This window comes from Paenibacillus sp. A3 (genome assembly GCF_001399685.1).
Lineage (GTDB): Bacteria > Bacillota > Bacilli > Paenibacillales > NBRC-103111 > Paenibacillus_G.
In genome coordinates this window covers 1-21,335 of record NZ_JTHN01000200.1, presented here as the reverse complement: position 1 = coordinate 21,335, position 21,335 = coordinate 1, and the positions used below count along the sequence as shown (strand labels likewise).

21 protein-coding genes and 2 pseudogenes are annotated in these 21,335 nt (G+C 52.7%); 17 read left to right on the top strand and 6 right to left on the bottom strand.

Annotated features, from left to right (window positions below; translation table 11 throughout):
- Positions 1-88: 88 nt before the first annotated feature.
- Together QJ48_RS27535 and QJ48_RS27530 are read right to left on the bottom strand one after the other, a co-directional pair.
- Entirely contained in the window at positions 89-970 is an 882-nt protein-coding gene (locus QJ48_RS27535; protein WP_054976586.1) for a carbohydrate ABC transporter permease, read from the bottom strand.
- The gene (locus QJ48_RS27530; protein ID WP_054976585.1) at positions 967-1,860 is read right to left on the bottom strand and encodes a carbohydrate ABC transporter permease; all 894 of its coding nucleotides are present in this window, start codon (positions 1,858-1,860) and stop codon (positions 967-969) included. Before QJ48_RS27530 ends, QJ48_RS27535 begins: the two co-directional genes overlap by 4 nt.
- A gap of 410 nt (positions 1,861-2,270) precedes the next feature.
- Here QJ48_RS27530 and QJ48_RS27525 point away from each other — a divergent pair, with 410 nt between their 5' ends.
- Positions 2,271-3,614, top strand: a complete 1,344-nt coding sequence (locus QJ48_RS27525; protein WP_054976584.1) for a DUF2252 domain-containing protein — start codon at positions 2,271-2,273, stop codon at positions 3,612-3,614.
- A 204-nt stretch (positions 3,615-3,818) separates the two neighbouring features.
- On the opposite strand, the gene QJ48_RS27520 is transcribed toward QJ48_RS27525, so the two are convergent.
- Both QJ48_RS27520 and QJ48_RS27515 read right to left on the bottom strand, forming a co-directional pair.
- The gene (locus tag QJ48_RS27520) at positions 3,819-4,688 is read right to left on the bottom strand and encodes a hypothetical protein (protein WP_237763077.1); all 870 of its coding nucleotides are present in this window, start codon (positions 4,686-4,688) and stop codon (positions 3,819-3,821) included.
- A gap of 126 nt (positions 4,689-4,814) precedes the next feature.
- The gene (locus QJ48_RS27515; RefSeq protein WP_054976582.1) at positions 4,815-5,708 is read right to left on the bottom strand and encodes a LysR family transcriptional regulator; all 894 of its coding nucleotides are present in this window, start codon (positions 5,706-5,708) and stop codon (positions 4,815-4,817) included.
- 170 nt (positions 5,709-5,878) lie between these two features.
- Here QJ48_RS27515 and QJ48_RS27510 point away from each other — a divergent pair, with 170 nt between their 5' ends.
- Genes QJ48_RS27510 through QJ48_RS27495 form a run of 4 tightly spaced genes read left to right on the top strand, consistent with a single transcriptional unit; the run spans position 5,879 to position 10,947 of the window.
- Entirely contained in the window at positions 5,879-6,850 is a 972-nt protein-coding gene (locus QJ48_RS27510; RefSeq protein ID WP_054976581.1) for an ABC transporter ATP-binding protein, read from the top strand.
- An 18-nt stretch (positions 6,851-6,868) separates the two neighbouring features.
- Positions 6,869-7,960, top strand: a complete 1,092-nt coding sequence (locus QJ48_RS27505) for an ABC transporter substrate-binding protein (RefSeq protein ID WP_054976580.1) — start codon at positions 6,869-6,871, stop codon at positions 7,958-7,960.
- 12 nt (positions 7,961-7,972) lie between these two features.
- On the top strand, positions 7,973-9,643 hold the full coding sequence (locus QJ48_RS27500; protein ID WP_054976579.1) for an iron ABC transporter permease: 1,671 nt from the start codon (positions 7,973-7,975) through the stop codon (positions 9,641-9,643).
- A 5-nt stretch (positions 9,644-9,648) separates the two neighbouring features.
- Complete coding sequence (locus QJ48_RS27495; RefSeq protein ID WP_054976578.1) at positions 9,649-10,947, top strand: MBL fold metallo-hydrolase; 1,299 nt, start codon at positions 9,649-9,651, stop codon at positions 10,945-10,947.
- On the opposite strand, the gene QJ48_RS27490 is transcribed toward QJ48_RS27495, so the two are convergent.
- Positions 10,944-11,804, bottom strand: a complete 861-nt coding sequence (locus QJ48_RS27490) for an EcsC family protein (RefSeq protein ID WP_054976577.1) — start codon at positions 11,802-11,804, stop codon at positions 10,944-10,946. The genes QJ48_RS27495 and QJ48_RS27490 overlap by 4 nt on opposite strands.
- A 525-nt stretch (positions 11,805-12,329) precedes the next feature.
- Between QJ48_RS27490 and QJ48_RS27485 the strand changes: the two genes are divergently transcribed.
- The 5 genes from QJ48_RS27485 (at position 12,330) to QJ48_RS27465 (ending at position 15,532) form a co-directional block, all read left to right on the top strand.
- Positions 12,330-12,572 carry a hypothetical protein gene (locus QJ48_RS27485; protein WP_054976576.1) on the top strand — a complete coding sequence of 81 codons (243 nt, stop codon included), beginning with the start codon at positions 12,330-12,332 and terminating at the stop codon, positions 12,570-12,572.
- 36 nt (positions 12,573-12,608) lie between these two features.
- Positions 12,609-13,454, top strand: a complete 846-nt coding sequence (locus QJ48_RS27480) for a DUF72 domain-containing protein (RefSeq protein ID WP_054976575.1) — start codon at positions 12,609-12,611, stop codon at positions 13,452-13,454.
- A gap of 181 nt (positions 13,455-13,635) precedes the next feature.
- Positions 13,636-13,992: a hypothetical protein gene (locus QJ48_RS27475; protein ID WP_054976574.1), complete on the top strand. Its 357-nt coding sequence runs from the start codon at positions 13,636-13,638 to the stop codon at positions 13,990-13,992.
- A 228-nt stretch (positions 13,993-14,220) separates the two neighbouring features.
- Complete coding sequence (locus QJ48_RS27470) at positions 14,221-14,706, top strand: hypothetical protein (RefSeq protein ID WP_157261768.1); 486 nt, start codon at positions 14,221-14,223, stop codon at positions 14,704-14,706.
- Positions 14,707-14,722: 16 nt separating this feature from the next.
- Positions 14,723-15,532, top strand: coding sequence for a hypothetical protein (locus tag QJ48_RS27465; RefSeq protein ID WP_054976572.1), 810 nt, complete (start codon positions 14,723-14,725; stop codon positions 15,530-15,532).
- A 136-nt stretch (positions 15,533-15,668) separates the two neighbouring features.
- Here QJ48_RS27465 and QJ48_RS27460 read toward each other — a convergent pair.
- Positions 15,669-16,247 (bottom strand): annotated as a pseudogene (locus QJ48_RS27460) (IS4 family transposase); the annotation flags it as partial.
- 239 nt (positions 16,248-16,486) lie between these two features.
- Here QJ48_RS27460 and QJ48_RS27455 point away from each other — a divergent pair.
- The 7 genes and pseudogenes from QJ48_RS27455 to QJ48_RS27425 all read left to right on the top strand — a co-directional run bounded on the left by QJ48_RS27455 (position 16,487) and on the right by QJ48_RS27425 (position 21,276).
- The gene (locus tag QJ48_RS27455) at positions 16,487-16,798 is read left to right on the top strand and encodes a metalloregulator ArsR/SmtB family transcription factor (RefSeq protein WP_054976571.1); all 312 of its coding nucleotides are present in this window, start codon (positions 16,487-16,489) and stop codon (positions 16,796-16,798) included.
- A 13-nt stretch (positions 16,799-16,811) separates the two neighbouring features.
- Positions 16,812-18,224 carry an arsenic transporter gene (locus tag QJ48_RS27450; protein ID WP_054976570.1) on the top strand — a complete coding sequence of 471 codons (1,413 nt, stop codon included), beginning with the start codon at positions 16,812-16,814 and terminating at the stop codon, positions 18,222-18,224.
- A 30-nt stretch (positions 18,225-18,254) separates the two neighbouring features.
- On the top strand, positions 18,255-18,680 hold the full coding sequence (gene arsC / locus QJ48_RS27445) for an arsenate reductase (thioredoxin) (protein ID WP_054976569.1): 426 nt from the start codon (positions 18,255-18,257) through the stop codon (positions 18,678-18,680).
- Positions 18,681-18,690: 10 nt separating this feature from the next.
- Positions 18,691-19,161 carry an ArsI/CadI family heavy metal resistance metalloenzyme gene (locus QJ48_RS27440; protein ID WP_054976587.1) on the top strand — a complete coding sequence of 157 codons (471 nt, stop codon included), beginning with the start codon at positions 18,691-18,693 and terminating at the stop codon, positions 19,159-19,161.
- Between the two features lie 3 nt (positions 19,162-19,164).
- A complete protein-coding gene (locus QJ48_RS27435; RefSeq protein ID WP_054976568.1) occupies positions 19,165-19,608 on the top strand; it encodes a dual specificity protein phosphatase family protein in 444 nt (147 codons plus the stop codon).
- 110 nt (positions 19,609-19,718) lie between these two features.
- Complete coding sequence (locus QJ48_RS27430) at positions 19,719-20,168, top strand: MarR family winged helix-turn-helix transcriptional regulator (protein WP_054976567.1); 450 nt, start codon at positions 19,719-19,721, stop codon at positions 20,166-20,168.
- A 50-nt stretch (positions 20,169-20,218) separates the two neighbouring features.
- Positions 20,219-21,276 (top strand): annotated as a pseudogene (locus QJ48_RS27425) (flavin-containing monooxygenase).
- The last annotated feature ends 59 nt before the right edge of the window (positions 21,277-21,335 follow it).

Sequence of the window (21,335 nt, the reverse complement as noted above, 5' to 3'; positions counted from 1 at the left end):
AGAATCCGGAGACAAAGGCGACCGCTGACGCTTCTCCAGAACGATTCCGCTTGCTCCGCTGTTCATTCACCGAGCTCCTGAGGGTTATTCATTTCACTCCAGTCAGCACGATGCTTTCTACGAAATATTTTTGTGCGACGGAGAATAAAACCAGGATCGGAACGAGAGCCAGTACGGCGGACAGCATGACAAGATTCCACGGCACCAGCCGGGTAGCGGACGAATACATCGCGGTCATGCCGATCGTCAGGGTGAAATGCTCGGACGAGTTCAGGTACAGCACCTGCCCGAGCAGATCGTTCCAGCTGTACATGAAACCGAAGATCGCGACGGTCGCCAGCACGGGACCGGAGAGCGGCAGCGCGATGTTCCACCACTGGCGCCACTCAGAGCAGCCGTCGATTTTGGCCGCGTCGTACAGCTCGCCCGACAGCGAAGCGAAGAACTGCCGGATGAGGAAGATGTTATAGGCCGAACCGAAAAAAGCAGGGACGGTAATCGGCAAAATCGTGTCCATCCACCCAAGATTTTTGAACAGAATGAACTGCGGAATCATCAGGGCCGGGTACGGAATCATCATCGTGCTGAGCAGAAACAGGAACAGCACATTTTTTCCCCGGGCGTTATAGCGCGCGAACCCGAACGCGACGAGAGACGACGAAAGCACGGTCCCGATGACGCTGAAGAAGGCGATCAGCAGGCTGTTTTTGTACCACAGGCCGTACTGGTATTGGGTGAACAGGTTCTTGAAGTTGCCCCAGGCGAACTGCTCCGGAATGAGTTTGGGCGGGAATTTGAGCACCTCCGCCTGCGACTTGAACGCAGTCGAGAACATGTTGAGCGTCGGGAAAATCATGATGACCGCGATGACGATCAGCAGCAGAAAGACCAGCCACTCGAACGGGGTTGTTTTACGCTTGCCGCCCGCTTGCCGTACCGGACGCTTCTGCGTTACGGTTGCCGTACTCATACGCCGCCGCCTCCTTCATAATGAACAAGCTTCCGGGATACCCTCATGATCAGGAACGTCATGAGCATGATCACGATGAGCAGCAGCCAGGCCATGGCCGAAGCGTAGCCCATTTTGAAAAATTTGAAGCCGTTCTGCCATAGATAGTACACGTAAAACTGGGTGGCGTAGTGCGGCCCGCCCTTGGTCATGACGAACGCCTGCGTAAACACCTGGAACGAATCGATAATGCCCATGATGAGCTGGAACAGCACGACAGGCGAAATCATCGGCAGCGTGATGCGCCAGAGGGACTGCCACCGGGTGACGCCGTCAATCTTGGCGGCCTCGTACAGAATCGGGGGCACGCCCTGCAGACCGGCGAGGAAGATGACCATGCCGGCCCCGGCGCTCCACATCGTCATGATGACCATGGAGGCCAGCGCCCAGTTGCTGTCTTCGAGCCATTTGGGCCCGTCGATGCCAAGCAGCCCGAGCGCCCAGTTGAACATGCCGATCTTGGAGTTGAACACCCACAGCCAGACGAGCGACATCGCCACGCCCGAGATCATGCTGGGAAAATAAATCGCCGTCCGGAAAAAACGCTTGAACGGGATTTTCTGATTGACCAGCAGCGCCAGAAACAGCGACAGCAGAAGCTGCAGCGGTACGCTGAATATCGTGAACAGCACCGTCGTTTTCACCCCGCGCCAGAACAGATCGTCCTGAAGCATCTTGGTGTAGTTCTGCAGGCCGATCCACTTCGGCGGGCTGGTGATGTTGTATTCCGTGAAGCTGATGTAGAGCGAATACAGAATCGGGTACAGCGTGAATATCGCCGCTCCGATCAGCCACGGCGAAATGAACAGGTAAAAATATTTGGTCTCCCGTCTGCGTGCCCCCTGCCGCATGGGCAATCCCTCCTTAAGTATAAACGTTTATATTTTTGTCGAATTAAGGCACGCCCCCTGCCGGCCGGAGCAAAGCCGCTCGTCCGGTTCCACGCAACATGAAATTAATTTTTTCTTAATTATTTTCTGAAAAAGTTTTGCCGGTTAAACTAGGATGTTGTTGAAACGAGGGGGAATTGCGGATTGCATCGAAGCTTTAAAATTATAAACGTTTATATTTTTATACGCCTATAGTAATCGTTTTCAAGGATGGCGTCAATCCCTAAATTTCCAGCACGTCCCCGGCGACCTGCGGATAGGGCGTCCGAAGCCGGAGATAGCCGGTCCGTACTTAAATTGACACGCTGACGTGGCATAAGCTACCATGAGAAAAATACTTTGCTTATCGTCGCAAAAGGGGGAAACCGCGCATGAATTCGGAGCTGCTTACGGAACGTGTCCGGCTCACGCAGAAAAGGCTGCGCAAGGAGCTGCTGAGCAGCGTGCTGGACGAGTTCGACGGACAGATCATGGCGCTGCCCGAGGTCAAACGGCTGCAGAAATACGCCAAGATGGCGGGAAGCCCGTTTTCGTTCTTCCGGGGGACCGCGTACTTGTTTTATTTTGACGTCAGCCGGGAATGGTTCCCGTACCACAGCTCGCCGGAGCGGCCGACGTGGATTCAAGGGGATCTGCATTTCGAGAATTTCGGGGCGTTCCGCAGCGAAGAGGGGCGGATCGTGTACGATGTGAACGATTTTGACGAGGGGTATCTGGGCTCTTACCTGTACGATCTGCTGCGGATGTCGGTCAGCGTATCGCTCGTGTGCCGGACGAAGGACATCGACGCCGACGGGCAGAAAGAAGCGATCACCGCTTACCTGGACGCGTATGCGAACCAGATCCGGCGCTTTGCCCGGCGGAAGGACGATCCGCGGACGCTCGTCTTCGACAAAGACCGCACGGCAGGGCCGATCCGCAAGCTGCTGAAAAAGACGGAGAAGCGGCTCGCGTCGCAGTTTCTGGAAGGCGTAACGACGCTGACGAGGACGGCAAGGCGGTTTGCCAAGTCGGACGAGATCGTGCCGCCGACGCCGCAGGAGCGCCGCATGCTGGGGGAGAGCTGGCCGCACTATCTGCAATCGCTGGAGCGGGGGACGAAGCGTTCCGACGGCTATTACGCGATCAAGGACGTGGCGGTGAAGCACGGCTCGGGCACGGCCTCCATCGGGCTGGACCGCTTCTATGTGCTCATCGAGGGCGAAGGCGGCGAGCAGGCGCTGGACGATATCGTGATCGAGGTCAAGGAAGTGCGCGCGCCGGTGCCGGCTTATTTTATGCCGTATAACGAGACGTTCTGGACGTATTTCGGCCACCAGGGCAAGCGGGTCATCGTGACGCAGCAGGCGATGCACCACGAGGCGGACCCGTTTCTCGGCTTCTTGACGATGGACGGGCGGCATTTTTACGCCAGGGAACGCTCGCCTTACAAGAAGCGGCTGAAGGCGGACAAGCTGACGGAGAAGGAAGACCTGCTGTCCGTGCTGGACTGCATGGGCCGGATTACGGCGAAGCTTCATGCGCGGGCGGATGCGGACATGGAGCACGGGCTCATGTCGTACCACAGCGAGGACGAGATTCAGCGCGCGATCGGACCGGACACGGACGCGTTCTGCGACTATATCGCGCATTGGGCGATCGCCTACGCGCATCAGGTCGAGGAGGACTATGCGCTGTTCGTGGAATGGCTGGGCGAGCGGAAGGAGCGGGAGTAAGCCCGGAAGTCCGGCTTATGCGGCCGCCCGGTCGCCGGGTCTGCATTCGTGAGCGGCGATGCGTATCAACCGGCGAAAAAAGAAGCTGTTCCCTCACAGCCGCGATCGGTTGCGGACGGGAACAGCTTCTTTTGGCATGATATGCGAATATGGCAGTTGGGCTATACGATGAAAGCTCGCTTATCCGCCTTGCTCGCGCAGGGCTTAGTAGCGGTCCATAATCAGCTGCGTTTTCAGCGAATCCTGAGCCAGGAACCAGCCTTTGCTTTGCAGATAAGTCACCAGTTCGTCGTGCTTTTGCGAGGCGGTGTCCCGGTCGTCCGTCTTGAACGAAATTTCGACGATGTTTTCCGTACCGGAGCCTGTTGCGCTGCGGATCGGCCACACCTCAATGTATGTTTTCAAGCCGCTATAGGTGCCGGTGTACCGCTTGGCCAGAACCGGGCCGTAGATGCGGGATTTTTGAAGCTTCTCGGTGCCCCAGCCGGCGTACAGCCACTTGTCGAATTTGCCCGGGGCATTATCGATCAGCAGCTGGCGGGAATCTTTGACCGAGGGGAGATCCACGCCGCTGTAGCCGGATTTTTTGACGTCTTTGGAGCGTGTGATGCTGAGCGTTTTGTTCTGGTAGCCCCATTCCACCTGCGCCTCGTAGTTGGTGTCCGACGCGTCGAAGCCTTCTTGATTGGCCTTCGTCAGCGCCGCGTCGATATTGCCGTTGACGATCGGATAGCGCTTCTTGTAGCTCAGCTCGAACTTGCTGTCGCCTTCCTTCTTCCGAATGCGCGGACTCCAGCCGTTGCTGTAAATGTCTTTGCCGTCCGTATCCAGAAACTGCACGTTCATCTTCGTCACCTTGTCCGGCATGCCGAACGCGCTGCGGACCTCGCTCTTCAGCTTGTCGTCCGAGCCCAGCACGGCGTTTGCGGGCATGAGCAGCTTCACCTCGTAATCCGGCACCAGGTTGCTTGCGGCTTTGACAGGCGCGGCAGGGAAGACGGACGATACCGTCAAAGCGGCGGACAGGACGACTGCGGACAGCGCCCCAATCCATTTGGATCGTTTGTTCATCATCGACAACTCCTTCATGTTCTGGAATAGGCTTACATGCTAGACTGTAATGATCGTTTGTTATCTAGATGTTAAGCAGATATGTTGTTTTTGTAAAGAAAAAATTGGAAATTGGTATAAATACTAGATTTACCGGGCTTCTTGCCGCAGAAAATCGATGAACCGCTCCATGACGGCAGACTGCCGCCGGTCCGCATTGTACGCGCAGTAGACGTAGCGCTTGAACGGATTTTGCGGAATCGGGCGGAATTCGAGCTCCCCGCGCTCCACTTCCCGCTGCACGGCCTGCCGCGAAACGAATGACACGCTCTCCCCCTGCATGACGACTTGCTTGATCGCCTCCAGCGAATCGAGCTCCATGTGCGCTTTCAACTGGACCCGGTTGCGCTGCGCCCACCGGTCGGTCATTTGCCGCGTGCTGGACTCCGGTCCGTGGAGCAGGAAAGGCGCCTCGGAGAGCTGGTCGGGATACAGCTGCGGGTAGGCGGCGAGCCGGTGACGCGGCGCAAAGACGACGACCAGCTCGTCCTCGCACACGGTTTCGGCGATCAATGGAGCCGATTGGAACGGCTCGGTGGACAGGATGCCGAGATCGATCTCGTGATTGCGCAGCAGCTCTTGAATGACGGGAGCCGTCTTGACCTGCAAAGACAAGGTGATTCGCGGATACGCCTTGGCGAAGCCGCTGAGCACCTTCGGCAGCAGGTACGTTCCCGGCACATAGCTGGCGCCGATCTTCAGCGTGCCGCGGCCCAACTCGTCGAATTCTTTCACGACCCGCCCCGCTTCCTGCGCCAGCGCATTGATTTTGACCGCGTAATGATAGAGCGACCGACCGGCCTCGGTCAGGATCGTTTTGCCCGAGCGCGTCTCGAACAGCTGCACTCCGAGCTCCTGCTCCATGCTCTTCATGTGAAACGTCACCGTCGGCTGCTTGAGCCCGAGCTGCTCGGCGACGGCGGTAATTTTCTTATGTTTGTCCAACAGCTCCACGATTTCCAGCTTCAGCAGACTGAAATTCATTATGCCCACTCTCCTTGTTCGGCTCCGCATTTTCCCACAGTATAGAAAAAATCTATGAAAATGAATAGTATGCATTGAATTAATTAACATAATCTTTACGTCCCGCTGACAATCTTCTGCATTTCGCCATGTACACTAAAGCTAGTTTGCAAGATAGGATGGGTTGCAGCATGGATGTGGTCATACGGGGGTTGGAAAAATCGTTCGGAGCGATGCAGGCGTTGCGCCGGACGGAGCTGGTCATCAGGAAGGGGCGGTTTACGACGCTGCTCGGGCCGTCGGGCTGCGGGAAGACGACGCTGCTGCGGATGATCGCCGGACTGGAACGGCCGGACCGGGGGGAAATCCTGCTCGGCGACGAATGCTTGTTTTCGGCCGAGAGGCGGATCGATCTGCCGGCGCATAAGCGGCATTTTGGCATGGTCTTTCAGGATTTCGCCTTGTGGCCGCATATGACCGTGTTCGAAAATGTCGCCTTCGGCCTGCGCGCCACCGGACAAACGAAAGAACTCAAGCGGCGGGTGGAGGAAGCGGTAGCGAAGGTGCGGCTGCAAGGGATGGAGAAGCGGTACCCGCACCAGCTGTCGGGCGGGCAGCAGCAGCGCGTGGCGTTCGCCCGGGCCGTGGCGTTGAGGCCGCAGCTTGTGCTGTTCGACGAGCCGCTTAGCGCCTTGGACGCCGTGCTGCGGGACGAAATGCGGCTGGAGCTGATGAGTCTGGTGCGGGATATCGGGCTGACGGCGCTGTACGTGACGCACGATCAGACGGAGGCCATGTCGATGTCCGACGACATCATCGTCATGCAGGAGGGCCGCATTTTGCAGCAGGGCGCGCCGGAGGACATTTACCGCACGCCGGCCCATCCGTTCGTCGCCCGCTTCATCGGCAAGTCGAACTGGCTGGTGCCGGACCGCAGCTTGCTTCGTCCGGAGCATGTCCGCTGGTCGGAGCCGGAGGAAGGCGCGGCTGCCGCTTATCCGGGCATGATCCGCAGCGTCAGCTATGTCGGGGACCGCTACGAAATCGGGCTGGACATGGGCGAAATGGGCCTCTGGACGGCATATCATTCCACCCGCTTGCAGGCGGGAGAACGCGTGACGGTGTACGTATCGCCGCAGCATATTCACCATATAACGGAATAGGATGAGGAGGAACGACGCATGAACATGGGGAAGGGATTGAAAAACGGGGCTTTGCTGCTGCTGACGGCCGTAATGGGCTTCGGTATCGCCGGCTGCGGAACGACGGCTGCGGACAAGTCCGCGAACACGGGCGCAGCGCCTGCGCCTAAGACGGAGCAGGCTGCCGCCAAGCCGGATGACAAGAAAGAGGACAAGAAGCTCGGGGGCAAGCTGGTCGTCTACAGCGCCGGTCCGAAGGAGCTGGCGGAAAGCATTCAGAAAGGGTACGAAGCGAAGACCGGCGTGAAGGTGGAAATGTTCCAGGGGACGACGGGCAAAATTTTGGCCCGGATGGAAGCCGAGAAGGCGAACCCGGTCGCCGACGTTGTCGTGTTGGCTTCCCTGCCTTCGGCCCAAGGGCTCAAGAAGAGCGGCCTCACGCTGGAGTACAAAAACGCAGCCAACGCCGACAAGCTGGTCCCCGATTGGTCGGACAAAGACGGCCATTTCTTCGGTTACAGTGCCTCCGCGCTCGGCATTGCGTACAACACGAAGCAGGTGAAGACGCCGCCGAAGGAATGGAGCGATCTCGTCAAGGACGAGTGGAAGGGCAAGGTGAACATCCCCGACCCGGCGTTGTCCGGCTCCGCGCTGGATTTCATTACCGGCTATCTGAGCACTAGAGGCGAAGGCGGCTGGGAGCTGTTCGAGCAATACAAGAAAAACGGCGTCGCTTTGGCGGGCGCGAATCAGGAGGCGCTTGATCCGGTTATCACCGGGGCAAAAAGCATCGTAGCGGCAGGCGTCGACTACATGACGTACCAAGCGAAGGCGAAGGGCGAGCCGGTCGACATGGTGTATCCGGCCAGCGGCACGGTTATAAGCCCCCGCCCGGCGGCAATTCTGAAGTCGAGCAAAAACCAGGATAACGCCAAGGCGTTCGTCGATTACCTGCTGTCCGACGAAGCGCAGAAAATGGTGGCGGACACCTACCTGCTGCCGGGACGCAAGGACGTGAAGGCGAAAGACCGCGCGAGCGCCGATCAAATCGCGCAGATGAAGATCGATTGGACGTGGATGGACGCGAACGGCGACGCGGTGACGAAGAAATTTACCCAAATGTTCAAATAAGACGGTGAAGGCATGCAGGCAAGAAGTTGGATTTCTATTCGAACGGTAGGGATGACCCTCGCCTTGTTTCTTTTGGCGGTCCTGGTGGTCGTCCCGCTTTTTTTCATCTTTCTGACGAGCGTGTACCCGGAGCAGACGCTGGATTTGTCCGCGCCGTTGCGGACCATTCTGGAGAACAAGCTCGGCGAAGTATTCTGGAACTCGATCTGGCTCGGCCTGTGCGTCGTGCTCGGAACGACGGCGCTGGCGCTGCCGCTCGCCTGGATCTTGGCTAAAACAAGCCTAGGCCGGCACGCGTGGCTGGATATCGTGCTGCTGATCCCGTTCATGACGCCGCCGTACATCGGTTCGATGGGCTGGATTTTGTTCATGCAAAAAAACGGCTATATGGAGCAGCTTCTTCCTTTTACGGAGGCGTGGACACCAAAGTTCTTCAGCGTCTTCGGCATGGTGGCGATCATGAGCTTGCACTTGTTTCCTTTTCTTTACTTGATCCTGCGCAACGCTTTATTGCAGATTGGCGGGAGCAAGGAAGACGCCGCCGCCGTACACGGAGGCCGGTTCTTCTACAGCTTCCGAAGGATCGTGCTGCCGCTGCTGCTGTCCAGCTACGCGATGGGAGCGCTGCTCATCTTCGTGAAGACGATCGCCGAATTCGGCACCCCGGCCACCTTCGGCCGCAAAATCGGCTTTTACGTGCTGACCTCGGAAATTCACAAATACATTTCCAGTTGGCCGATCGATTTCGGCAAGGCGACGGCGCTCGCCTCCGTGCTGCTGAGCACGTGCCTGCTGCTGTGGTACGCGCAGACGATTGTCACCCGGCGGTATACGTACCGTTTGGTCGGCGGCAAGGGAACGCGGAGCAAAATCTACCCGCTAAGCGGGCTGACGCGCCTATTGGCTTGGGGTTATGTGATCGCGCTGCTGGCGCTGTCCGTAGGCGTCCCTTACTTTTCGATTATTTCCGCTTCGCTGATGAAGCTGCGGGGCGTCGGGCTCGCCTGGAGCAATCTGACCTTGAATCATTACGTGGAGCTGCTGACCTGGGGCTCCAAAAGCATGACGGCGCTGCTGAACAGCCTCGGCTTGTCGCTTGCGGCGGCGACGATCTCGGTGCTTCTGGGCACGTGGTTCGCGCTGACGATCAAGCAGTCGAAAACATGGCCGCAGCGGCTGACCGACCTGTTCAGTCTGCTGCCGAATACGGTGCCGGGTATCGTGCTGGTCGTGGGCCTGATTCTGCTGTGGAACGCGCCATGGATGCCCGTGCCGCTGTACAACACGTACGGGATGGTCGTGCTGACGTATGTCGTCTTTTTTCTGCCGTACACAGTGCAGTACGTCAAAGCGAACTTCTCCCAGCTTGACGATGCGCTGTTTCAAGCGGGGCAAGTGTTCGGAGGTCGGCCGGCGTACGTCTTCCGGCGCATTTTACTGCCGCTCATTGTCCCGGGCATGCTGGCGGGCTGGATGATGACGTTCACCATCTCGGTCCGCGAGCTGGTGGCGTCACTGATGATTTTGCCGCCTTCGATGGAAACGTCGGCGACGTATATTTTTGCGCAATTCGAGCAGGGGAAGGTGTCGCTCGGCATGGCCATGGCGGTCGTCTCGGTCGGTCTGACGACGCTGATGCTGCTCGGGATCGACCGGCTAAGTTCAAAACAGAAAGTGGATTGAGACTCATGCAGCTCGATATCTGGGGCGGGGCGGGCGAGCACGGCCGCTCCAGCTACCTTATACACAATGACCGCATCCGCGTGCTGCTGGATTGCGGCGTCAAAAAGACGGGCGCGGGACAATACCCGCTCGTCGACCCGAACGTCATTCCGCGGCTGAATGCCGTTTTTTTGTCCCATGCGCACGAGGATCATTCGATGGCGCTGCCTCTGCTGTACAAGCACGGCTACCGTGGCGTCGTCTGGACGACCCGGGCGACGGCGCAGCAGTTGGACACGTATTTCGCTTCTTGGAAAAAATATGTAAGTAGGCAGTCGGCCGAGCTGCCATACGGCGACGAGCATGTGGAGGCGATCCGGTTCGCATATTTGGACGAGGCTGGAGCTTCGGGGGAGTGGATCGACGCGGCTCCTCACGTTAAAGTCTGCTGGGGCCGGAGCGGGCACTTGGTCGGCTCCGTCTGGCTGATGCTGGAGCTGGAGTTGGAGGGCAAGCGGGTTTTCTTCTCCGGCGATTACTCTTCGGAGTCCGTGCTGCTTGCGGCGGACGGACCGGAAGCGCTGCCGCCGGGGACGGCGGGCCAGCCTGCCGATCTGGCGGTGATCGACGCCGCTTACGGCATGGACGCCGAGGCGCAGCCGGTCCTGCTGGAGCGGCTTGCCGCCCGGATCGGGCAGGCGCTGGCGCAGGGCGGCTCCGTACTGCTGCCGGTTCCCGCCTTCGGGCGCGGGCAGGACATGCTCGTCTGGGCGCGGGAGCGGTTCCCGGACGTTCCGCTCGTGGCGGAGCGGGAGCTGCTTCAGGCGTTCGGCCCGATGCTCGACCGGCCCGAATGGCTGAAGCCGGGCGCGGCCGAGCGGATTCGGCGCTGCTTGGAAGATCCGCGCGTCTTTGCAGTGGGAACCGATGCGCAGCGGGAGCAGGCGCTGGCCGCGGGGCGGAGCGCGATTTATTTCACCGCCGACGGGATGATGCAGTCCGAGCGCGCGCAGTGGTACTACCGCAGGCTGGCGGCCGCCGGGAACGGCTGCGTCATCTTGACGGGCCATCTGGCCGCCGGCAGCTTCGGACAGCGTCTGCTGGACGACCCGGAGGCCGGGGGCGGCTGCATGGCCGAAGCGATCCGCTACAAGGTGCACCAAGGCGTGGCCGATGTCAGGCGGATGCTGCGGGCTTTCGGCGGCCGTCAGACGGTCCCGGTGCATACGGGACGCAGCGCGACGGACGCGCTCTGCGCAGCGCTGGCCGCGGAGGGCTTCGCCGGGCTGCATTCGCTGGGGACGGGCGAAGCGCTGCGCTTCTAGCTGCTGCGCAGCCGCTCCAGCACCCGGCGCTTGCGGTACAGCATTTTTCCCGCTTCGGCGACATCCTGCAGCGTGCTGCGGTTCAGCACTGCGCCGAAGATCATCCCGGCGACGGGGACAAGCTGGAACAGCTTCTTCCAGCCGAAATTGTCGCGGTAGATCATCACGACCTCGCGCCAGCCCTGAAGCTGCGAGATCGCGTCCCGCTGCCGGTGCTCGTTGTCGAAGTCGGCCAGCTCCTCCAGCACGGCCTTCTTTCCGACGATGTCGGAGGAGGCGAACTGCAGGCACTTGATCACGAAGACGCGCTCGCGCTTGTCGTTCGGATCGTAGCCGTACACCATCGCCATCTCCTGCAGCACCTTGAGCGACAAGCCGAGGATGGCCGGAATGTCGATGGCGAGCGTAAAGATGCCGCCGAAGCCGGTCGTCGCCCCCTGGGCCGTCGCGAAGAGGGTGCGGCTGCGGGCGAATTCGTCGGCGGCGCCGTCCATGAAGGCGAGCGGCAAGGAGGCGACCTCGCCTAGGGTAAGCGCATCGGCAAGCACTGGCACCGGAGCGTCCGGCCGACTCGCGAGCTGCCGGTTCAGTTGGTCGAGCACGCTTTGCTCGGAGATCAGGTATTGGCCGCCCGTTTGCACGAAGCTTCCGACCTCGTCGATCGCCTGCGCCAGCTTGTTCTGCAGCGCTTTCGGCGTGAGCCGGTCAAGCAGCTGGAAAGGCAGTCTGCCGAGCTTCTCCCAGAACCACAAATCTTTCTGGCTGTTCTCCCACGCCGTAATGTCGAGAAGCGCCTGCCGGAGTTCCTCTTTCGTATCGGGGGCAGGCAGCGGATGAGGGTTATCATTTATTGTCATGGATGATCAGCTCCTTTATATCCCAGTATTACGGTGCGAGTCCTTGGAAGGATGCACATGCGGGCCGGGTTACTTTCTATGTTGCACCGGGGTGGCGAATTATAGAGAAAAATTGTGTCTGGCGCCGAAGGAGCCGGTTGTAAGCACTTGCATCTTTGGCTAAATTGGTGTAAATTGGAATACACAACATCGTGATTGCTCGAATGTTTATGAAGCGAAAAGCAACGATCAAGGACATGGAACGTGCGACCGGTTGCGCCAGAGAGGGCGTCCGAGGCTGAAAGACCCCCCACCGCCGTATGCTTCGCCTCACCTTGTAGCTGCAGCGGGGAACTGAGCTGGACGTATCCGCTGCCGGGCCTCCCCCGTTATCCGAATGAAGGACCGCGTGCGCCTGCAATCCGAGGCACATGCGGTTGAACCAAGGGTGGTACTACGACACGTTTTCGTCCCTGACGAAGGCGTGTTAATTTTTTTATATCCAGCCTGACTGAATCCAAATCAGGATGCCGAGGAGGAATTCAAATGCAAACCGTTTCGGACTATTTGTTTATGGCCTCATTGCTGACGCTTATTTTGAGTTTTGTGGGCGGAGGATGGCGGTATACCGGCGTCTCCGCGTACACCACGGATTTGCACATGCAGCAGGACCCTGGTAAAGAATTCAAACGACAGGATAACGCGGTGAAAAGATATTTCAAATCGAAGCTGTTTTGGATCGCTGCGGCAGGCATCGTCATTTCAGTGATATTGTCGGAAATAGGATAGAAAGTAAGGCGCAGCAAGGCAAGGAGGCACACGTTCATGATCCGAATCGGCTTGGCCGGGTGGGGCGACCATAGCGACTTATACGAACAGGGCCTCCCGGCCCGCGATAAACTGAAGGTGTACGGCCGGTACTTTTCGCTTGTCGAGGTAGACAGCTCGTTCTATGCGGTGCAGTCGCCCGCCAACTTCGAGCGATGGGCGGCGGATACGCCGGACGGCTTCGCTTTCGTGGTCAAAGCCTACCAAGGCATGACCGGGCATCAGCGCGGGAACAGCCCTTTCGAGGATGCGGACCATATGTTTCAAGCGTTCCGCGAATCGGTCGAGCCGCTGCGGGTAGTGGGCAAGCTGAAGGCGGTGCTGTTCCAGTACCCGCCTTGGTTTGACTGCAACCGGCTGAACGTCGAGCAGCTCCGGGAGGCGAAGCGGCGGATGGGCGACTTGCCCGTGGCGCTGGAATTCCGTCACCAGAGCTGGTTCGACGGAGAGATGAAGGCGAAGACGCTGGCCTTTATGGAAAAAGAAGGATGGATTCACAGCGTCTGCGACGAACCGCAGGCCGGCGTCGGCTCGGTGCCGACCGTGCTGCATCCGACGGACCCGGACGTCACGATCGTCCGCATGCACGGCCGCAACGCGGCCAACTGGAACCAAGGAGGTGGCCCAAACTGGCGCGAGGTCCGCTACTTGTACCGGTATAACGCGGACGAGCTCGCGGAGTGGAAGAACCATCTCGCGAAGCTGCAGGAGCGGAGCAAGGAGATTTGCGTTATTTTCAACAACAACTCAGGCGGCGACGCCGCGGCGAATGCGATGCAGATGCTGGAGCTGCTCGGTTTGCCGACGAAGCCGTTCGCCCCGCGGCAGTTGGATTTATTTTGAAACAGGCTCAGGTCCGGATATTCCGGGTTTGGGCCTACTTTTGTGTCACGAACGGGATGGAGCAAAAAGGATTTAACTTACTGGCTCTGTTTTGACAACTTATTTGAAATGACACTTATGACAGTATGCGTTTATCCAAGTTTAATATTTAATCCAACAATAAACATAAAGGTTGAGCATTATGATAAAAAAAGGCTACTTCATAGACAAAGAAAAAAATCAGATTTATAACGACGAAATATTAGTTTCAAGTAAATTTTACTCTAATAATCCTACGTTACAGGAACTTGAACAAATGATTTATAATGGCGAGATAGAAGAAATATTCATCTGTAACTATCAAACAGAACAGAAAATCAAATTAGAACCTTTACCCATAAATGATGTTAAGTCTGAATGGAAAACAAAGTATAAAAATAATATCAGTCTTGATTATGAAGCGTATTTAGATGATTTCCCTAATGGATACTGCTTTTTTGTTGAACTTTGGGAAAGCAAAAAAGGAACTGCTTTTTTGGTGTTATTTCACCATCACTAAAGTCCTAAAAAGATAGATGAGAAATGTATTATTGGCGTTCGGGAAAGCCTTTACCGAATTATTAGAATGGCCGCATGATGAATGTAAATGTAGCAGGTATCTTAATGCCATTTTCTTCATTAGAAAAACGTTTGTTCCTCCTGCTTAAATTCAGGGGAAGGTTTATCAGTTTCAACAGGTTTATTGTCATTATTAGTTGTAATCGGACTTGGTGTAGGTGGCTCTACGTTGGCTTTCGTAGAAAGTAGTGCTACAAGTATTAAAGATAAATTGGGTTCTAATGACTTCGCCTTCGGATTTTCCTTCAAAACCCAATCTAGAAATATTGATGCTGATACAAGATTCTACCCCGTAGAGGCTGGGAGTGAAGTGTACATGAGAATTTTAAAAAAAGAAGAGATTACCAATTATGTTTCTGATGAAAAATTGCGGAGTTTCTATAACGACACTATTACCGATGCTCATTTAAACGAACGGTTAGCGTATTATTCTTATTTGAAAAGCAATGTCAGTTCAATCTCGCTGGATAAACAAAGTATTTATTACAGCATCTATTACTGGTACGTCCGGTTTAAGGAACGGTACTTTGAAGTATATGGGCATGATGCAGGGATGGAGCAAGAAGGATTCAAATTATTGGAAGAGCTAGACGATCAACTTGAGGAAGGCGTGAATTGGGGGCTAATTGAAAAAATCGAACTGAAGTCGGTTTAATGAAGGGAAGAATAGCGTGGAATTATCTTATTATTTCTACACTGATTTTCAAACCAGAGAAGAAATAGATGAATTTTTACTGGAGCAAGCGAGAAAGGCAGTTGAGGATCGGGCTGATTTTAAAATTAGCAGGCAGGAGGAGAGTGAAGAGGGCGAAGGAGATACGCTGGATTTTATCTGCAAATCCTTTTGCGTCAGTACGAATTTAAGCTTCGTCCAAGATATAGCCAAAGAATTTGATCTCGATGTAAATTTTCGCTTGTGGATCAGCGTTTATCCTAGTGGAGGCGCGAAGTTTATCCAGTTCATAGGCAATTTACTCGGTGGGACAACAGGAGATGCTATACTGCTAGACGAACATGATATTAAAGTGCTGGAAAGAAGACGCCAATCTCTAGCTGTGAATAACTATTACTTTGATGGAGATTTTAGCAAACTCGGGCTTCCCTATGCCAACGGGTTTTATCAAAAGTTCGTGCTGCAGGTAGCTGTTAGTAATATGAACAGTGATATTATACAAATGTTAAAACCCGAAATCATTCATATAGCTAACGATTGTATTGACGAAGGCAAAATGAATCTAATCGAAGATCCTGATATTCGATCCGAGTTCGGGATTTGCCGGAATGATTTCAAAGTAAACGTGCAAAATTTCTTCAAACGGGTACTGGAACGTTTTGAAGGCGATTGCCAACTAAGGATAGAAGAAGGATACCTGATCAGGGATTATAGAGAAATTGTTTTATTGGAAAGAACAGATGGTGTGATAACTGTAAATGAAAATGCGAAGGAAAAAAGTCTATTAGATGAAGTTGGTCTTGGTTGAACAGGATCTATTCAGATTGATAATCAAGGCACTTAACCATTAGCTAAATTAAATTTTGAAAGGCTGCCGAGTTTTCTCGACAGCCGCAAAATGGGGGAGAGAATTTCCTAACCCTTCTTTTCTTCGCAGTTATTAACTAACTTTCGCAGCTTAATTGGTTGAACAAACCTTTGATATAGCTGGCAAACCGGAGATCCACTCGCGGAGTTGACAAAAAACAGTCGATTTATCTTTTATCGTCTTGGCTTCAGCCATCTGAAGAAATAACGTTATTAATTGCTGCAACGCGGTTTGGTAATCCAGGTCACGCACTTCGTCGGCAAATAGGAAAAATAAACCACCCAACGACTTGGGGTCGTTCTCCTGCCGGCGCTCGAATTCCATCACCAAGTAGCGGCTGAATACAACCGTTGTATGGCTGATGAGCATGTCGAAGGAACGGCCCTGAAACTCGGTGCCGAGCTTAAGATAACTTTTTGTGAATTTGAAAAATGTCTCAATACTCCACCTCATGCCGTAAATCCGAACAATTTCCTCCGCATCGATTGTTAGGTCGGTGCTGAGGATCGCCAACCATTCCCGTCTCTTGTTGCGGTTTTGAACAAACACTAGCTTGATCGGCAAGCCACAGGCCGACGATCACCGAGCCAAGTACGTCCGAAGCTTTGTTCTTCTGTACCGTGCTATACAGTTCTTTTAAGTTCAGCAGCTTGCCATTATTTGATCATGCCGATGTGTGTTGGAGGAAAAATTCCGTAAATTCTTCTTCAGAATTCGGTTCATAAAATTTCTCGTATCTACAATAAAATTTTGCATCGTTGACCAACGACTAGTTCATTGTTTTATTTACTAATCCTTTACAATATAATTAGTTAATTATATAATTGAATTATTATATAATTAACATAACTAAGTGCAATGGGATTTAAAGTTGCTGGAAAGGAGATAATTCATTTGGAACAAATCAACGAAATGGCCGATAATTTGAAATTACTCGGAGACAAAACTCGACTGACGATAATGGCCTATTTAAAGGAACGCGCCCTTTGTGTTTGTGACATTGTAGAGCTAATGGAAACATCGCAGCCGAACGTAAGCCAACATCTGCGCAAATTAAAGGCAGCAGGGATTGTGAACGAAACACGAAAAGGTCAGTGGATATATTATTCGTTAAATGTTGAAGTTAAGCCTTACATTCAAGAGATTATGGGGCACATTCCGTCGTTGAAAGAAAAGATTGACCAACTTAAAAACGACTGCGATTAGTTCGGAGGATATTATGGCTATGATAGCATTTCTTATTTTTTTGGTGACCTTAACCTTTGTTATTTGGCAGCCAAAGGGATTAAATATCGGTTGGTCTGCAAGTGCAGGCGCAATCCTTGCTTTGCTTTTTGGTGTGGTCAGCTTCACTGATGTCGGAACAGTTACCGGTATTGTATGGAACGCAACCTTAACGTTCGTGGCCATTATTTTAATCTCGCTTGTGCTTGATGAAATCGGATTTTTTGAGTGGGCCGCTTTACATATGGCGCGGTTTGCACGCGGAAACGGTTTGCTCATGTTTGTGTTTATTATCTTGCTTGGATCTGCGGTTGCCGCCCTGTTTGCCAACGATGGCGCGGCTTTAATCATTACCCCGATTGTGCTGGCTATGGTCCGGGCGCTCAAGTTTGATGAAAAGATGATCTTGCCGTTTATTATGGCCAGCGGATTTATTGCAGATGCGGCTTCCTTACCGCTCGTCGTCAGCAACTTGGTCAATATAGTATCCGCCGACTATTTCAACATTGGTTTTGTAGAATACGCGAGCCGGATGATCGTTCCGAATTTCTTTTCCATCATAGCGAGCCTTATTGTACTATTTCTGTATTTCCGGAAAAGCATCCCGAATAGCTATAATCTTACTCAGTTAAAAGTGCCCAGTGAAGCCATTAAGGATGTACGACTGTTCAAATTATCTTGGGTCATACTATCTGCGCTCCTTGTCGCGTATTTCGTCAGTGAACTTTTCTCGATCCCCGTTTCCATTATTGCTGGGGCCGCAGCGATAGCCTTTTTGTTCGCCGCGGGAAAAAGTCCTGCGATTCATACATGGAAACTTGTGAAGGGAGCTCCATGGGCCGTTGTTATCTTCTCTATCGGCATGTATGTGGTAGTTTATGGGCTTAGAAATGCTGGGCTTACCGACGCGTTAGGCAGCGTCATTCAAGTGATCGCAGACCAAGGACTGTTTTCGGCTACGGTTGGTACGGGCTTTATCGCAGCGATCCTGTCATCCATTATGAATAATATGCCGACGGTAATGATTGATGCCCTTGCCATTCAAGGCACGCAAACCGATGGATTCATCCGTGAGGCATTGATTTACGCGAATGTGATCGGGTCGGATTTAGGACCGAAAATTACACCAATCGGTTCTCTCGCTACCTTGCTTTGGCTGCATGTGCTTTCCACGAAAAATATGAAAATCAGCTGGGGCTATTATTTCAAAGTCGGTATCCTTCTAACCATTCCGACACTGTTCATTACCCTCATAGGTCTTTATATGTGGCTGTATATCCTCCAAACACTGCAGGTGAACGTCTGGCTATGTATTGTCGTCATTGCGGTTGTGCTTGTAGCAGTCGCAATGATCATGAAGTCTATTATGACAGGTAAACAGCCCAAAAAAGGGCAGCAAGGCATATAACGAATCGACATAAAAAGGAGATTGTTTACCATGGAGAAAAAACCTTTAGTTTACTTTCTGTGCACTGGTAATTCTTGCAGAAGCCAAATCGCGGATGGGTTTTTGAAGGCTTTAGGGAGCGATAAATATGAGGTTAAGAGCGCGGGGCTTGAAGCCCATGGACTGAATCCCCGCGCGGTTCAGGTTATGAGTGAGGCTGGCGTAGATATTAGTAAAAACACCTCCGATGTAATCGATCCGGAAATTTTGAACCGTGCCGATTATGTCATTACCCTGTGTGGTCATGCCGACGAACATTGCCCTATAATATCCAATAAAAACGTAACGAAATGGCATTGGGGTTTTGATGACCCTGCCAAAGCAACCGGAACGGAAGACGAAATCATGAGCCAGTTCAGGACTGTTCGTGACTCGATTAAGAGCCGAATTGAGCAGTTCGTCAAAGAGGGGAAATGAGGTGGATTCGATGATAAAAAGAATGCATGTCGCGTTAAACTGTACGAATCTGAATAAGTCTCTAGACTTTTATCGTGCCTTTCTTGGAACGGAACCCACTAAGATCAAGGACAATTACGCAAAATTTGAATTAGAAGATCCAGCACTTCATTTTTCGTTAAATGTCCGTCCTTTCGAGCAAAAAGGCGTGTTGAATCATTTGGGATTTCAAGTGAATGGTACCGGAGAAGTGCTGGCCATGGGCGAGCGGCTTCGTCAAAGCGGGCTGCTACTGATCGATGAGATGAATACAACCTGCTGTTATGCTGTACAGGATAAAGTTTGGGTGTACGACCCGGACGGAAATGCCTGGGAGATTTTCTATACAAAAGAAGATTCAGAATTCGAATCAGCCGGAGAAGCCAGGGATTTGTCTTTATGCTGTGCCCCGCCCTCGGCCCCGGTTTCAATTGAATTTGGATCGTTAAAAAAAGGAGTTTAGTCTATGTCTTCTGAAAAAAACTATCATGCTTTGATTCCGAATAAAATTTTTATGGGCGCCGCTGCTGACGTTGAATCGATGGTAAAAAATGAAGGCATCGATGTGATCGTAGACCTGCGTGGCGAAGCTACGGAATGTGCCTATCCTGCAGCGAATGCGAAATGGATTCAAATCCCATTAGCGGATAATGCGGTTGTACCGCAGGAAAAAGCTTTTGAGCAAGCGATTCAGTCGGTTATCGAAGCTTACCAGCAAAACAAGAAAGTTGCTTTTCATTGCAACGGAGGAAAAGGTAGAACTGGTACAGTAGCTGCGGGCACTTTGCTTACTTTAGGCTTAAGCCCTTCGCTTGATGAAGCAATAGCCAAGGCAAAGAGTATTCGCAACATCATCGATATTAAGCCATCGCAGAGAGAATCACTGAACAAAATATACCCTGATAAATAATGATGCAGAAAACCACTCACACCGAGTGGTTATTCTTTTTAAAGTCGAAAAAAACATTTGCAAATTGCAAATAAAAAGTGTATAACTAAGACATGAGGTGAATGAAACACATGGAAAACGTTCGCGAACTATTTCAAATCATGACACGCCGTTTTGGGTTTCTGAATAAACATTGCTGTTCTGCCGGAGGACTCGATATTTCCTTAGTACAAAGTCATATTCTTTATGAAATTGACCATCAACATAAGCCATCCATTCAGCAAGTAGCTGAGGCGCTGGGTACTGATATTACGACCTTTAGCCGACAAATTCAATCGTTAATCAAAATGAATTTAGTGAAGAAAGCTCCTGATCCAGACGATCGTAGAGTGTATTTACTTTCCTTGACGACAGAAGGTAAGTACGTAGCTGCAACGATTGACCAGCAAATGAACGCTTATTTAGGCGAAGTCTTCTCTCACATGAACGAGTTTGAAAAAGAAACGGTCATTCGCTCCATCAAACTTTTAAACGAAGCCATGGAGAAATCCAGCCTATGCTGTACAACCCCTTTGGGGTAATTTTTTTCTTAAATACTTGCAAATTGCAAATAAATTTCAGGGGTGTTCATATGTCCGAGATATTCGATACGATAGTGATTGGTGGCGGGCAAGCAGGTCTTGCTTCTGGATATTATCTTAAGAAGAATGGGATGCGATTTTTGATTTTAGAGGCGAGCGACGAAGCAGGCGGTTCGTGGCCGCGTTATTACGACAGTCTCAAGCTGTTCTCTCCAGCACGTTTTTCTTCGTTACCGGGCTTCAAGTTCCCTGGTGAGTCAAATCGTTATCCGCAACGAGATGAAGTTATTCAATATTTACAGGATTATAGGAGAGCGTTTCAATTACCGATTATAAATAACCAACGGGTCGTATCGGTTGGAAAGGATCAAGAAGGTTTTATGATACGAACGTTGACAGGGGATACGTTTCCAGCACGAACCATTATTAATGCGACTGGCTCGTTTCATAATCCATATAAGCCAACGATAACGGAGCAGGAGGTGTTTCAAGGCCGCACAATTCATTCTTCCGAATATCGAAATCCAGAGCCATTTCGCAATCAACGCGTGGTGGTTGTCGGGAGAGGGAATTCAGCAGTACAGATCGGCGTTGAGTTAGCCGAGGTGAGTCGCACGTCTTTAGCTGTACTACGACCTATCCAATTCGTAAATCAAAGGGTATGGGGCCGTGATATCCATTTCTGGATGAGGCTAATTGGATTTGATACCTTTCCATTCTGGAGGTTTGGAAAAAATACGCCGAGTTCAAGTGCCGTGAACGATTCGGGTCGATACAAAGAACGGGTAGCGGAAGGAAAACCCGATCAACAACCGATGTTTACGTCCTTTTATGCTGATGGGGTCATTTGGCCGAATGGAACCAAAGAATCTGTCGACACGGTGATCTACGCGACAGGATATCGGCCCCATCTTCCCTACCTTCAGGCGATTGGCGCATTGGATGCGGAAGGAAGGCCGTTACATAAAGCAGGCATCAGTAAAGTGCCGGGACTATATTATGTGGGGCTAGAAGGGCAACGCTCATTTGCTTCTGCTACCTTAAGGGGGGGTGGGCGCCGGAGATAAAGTTTGTAATGAAAAAGCTTTTGCATCATTTGAAAAATTGAATGTTGTTGCGGCACCGACTGCGGCTTTACAGTGTACTGTTAATTCTATAATTAAAAAT

Bases quoted from the DNA above. Each gene is read 5' to 3' on its own strand.
- QJ48_RS27490 (WP_054976577.1), bottom strand. From the start codon at position 11,804: ATGACAATAAATGATAACCCTCATCCGCTGCCTGCCCCCGATACGAAA.
- QJ48_RS27530 (WP_054976585.1), bottom strand. From the start codon at position 1,860: ATGCGGCAGGGGGCACGCAGACGGGAGACCAAATATTTTTACCTGTTC.
- QJ48_RS27505 (WP_054976580.1), top strand. From the start codon at position 6,869: ATGAACATGGGGAAGGGATTGAAAAACGGGGCTTTGCTGCTGCTGACG.
- QJ48_RS27525 (WP_054976584.1), top strand. From the start codon at position 2,271: ATGAATTCGGAGCTGCTTACGGAACGTGTCCGGCTCACGCAGAAAAGG.
- arsC (WP_054976569.1), top strand. From the start codon at position 18,255: ATGGAGAAAAAACCTTTAGTTTACTTTCTGTGCACTGGTAATTCTTGC.
- QJ48_RS27520 (WP_237763077.1), bottom strand. From the start codon at position 4,688: ATGATGAACAAACGATCCAAATGGATTGGGGCGCTGTCCGCAGTCGTC.
- QJ48_RS27430 (WP_054976567.1), top strand. From the start codon at position 19,719: ATGGAAAACGTTCGCGAACTATTTCAAATCATGACACGCCGTTTTGGG.
- QJ48_RS27480 (WP_054976575.1), top strand. From the start codon at position 12,609: ATGATCCGAATCGGCTTGGCCGGGTGGGGCGACCATAGCGACTTATAC.
- QJ48_RS27435 (WP_054976568.1), top strand. From the start codon at position 19,165: ATGTCTTCTGAAAAAAACTATCATGCTTTGATTCCGAATAAAATTTTT.
- QJ48_RS27515 (WP_054976582.1), bottom strand. From the start codon at position 5,708: ATGAATTTCAGTCTGCTGAAGCTGGAAATCGTGGAGCTGTTGGACAAA.
- QJ48_RS27500 (WP_054976579.1), top strand. From the start codon at position 7,973: ATGCAGGCAAGAAGTTGGATTTCTATTCGAACGGTAGGGATGACCCTC.
- QJ48_RS27495 (WP_054976578.1), top strand. From the start codon at position 9,649: ATGCAGCTCGATATCTGGGGCGGGGCGGGCGAGCACGGCCGCTCCAGC.
- QJ48_RS27510 (WP_054976581.1), top strand. From the start codon at position 5,879: ATGGATGTGGTCATACGGGGGTTGGAAAAATCGTTCGGAGCGATGCAG.
- QJ48_RS27535 (WP_054976586.1), bottom strand. From the start codon at position 970: ATGAGTACGGCAACCGTAACGCAGAAGCGTCCGGTACGGCAAGCGGGC.
- QJ48_RS27485 (WP_054976576.1), top strand. From the start codon at position 12,330: ATGCAAACCGTTTCGGACTATTTGTTTATGGCCTCATTGCTGACGCTT.
- QJ48_RS27475 (WP_054976574.1), top strand. From the start codon at position 13,636: ATGATAAAAAAAGGCTACTTCATAGACAAAGAAAAAAATCAGATTTAT.
- QJ48_RS27440 (WP_054976587.1), top strand. From the start codon at position 18,691: ATGATAAAAAGAATGCATGTCGCGTTAAACTGTACGAATCTGAATAAG.
- QJ48_RS27450 (WP_054976570.1), top strand. From the start codon at position 16,812: ATGGCTATGATAGCATTTCTTATTTTTTTGGTGACCTTAACCTTTGTT.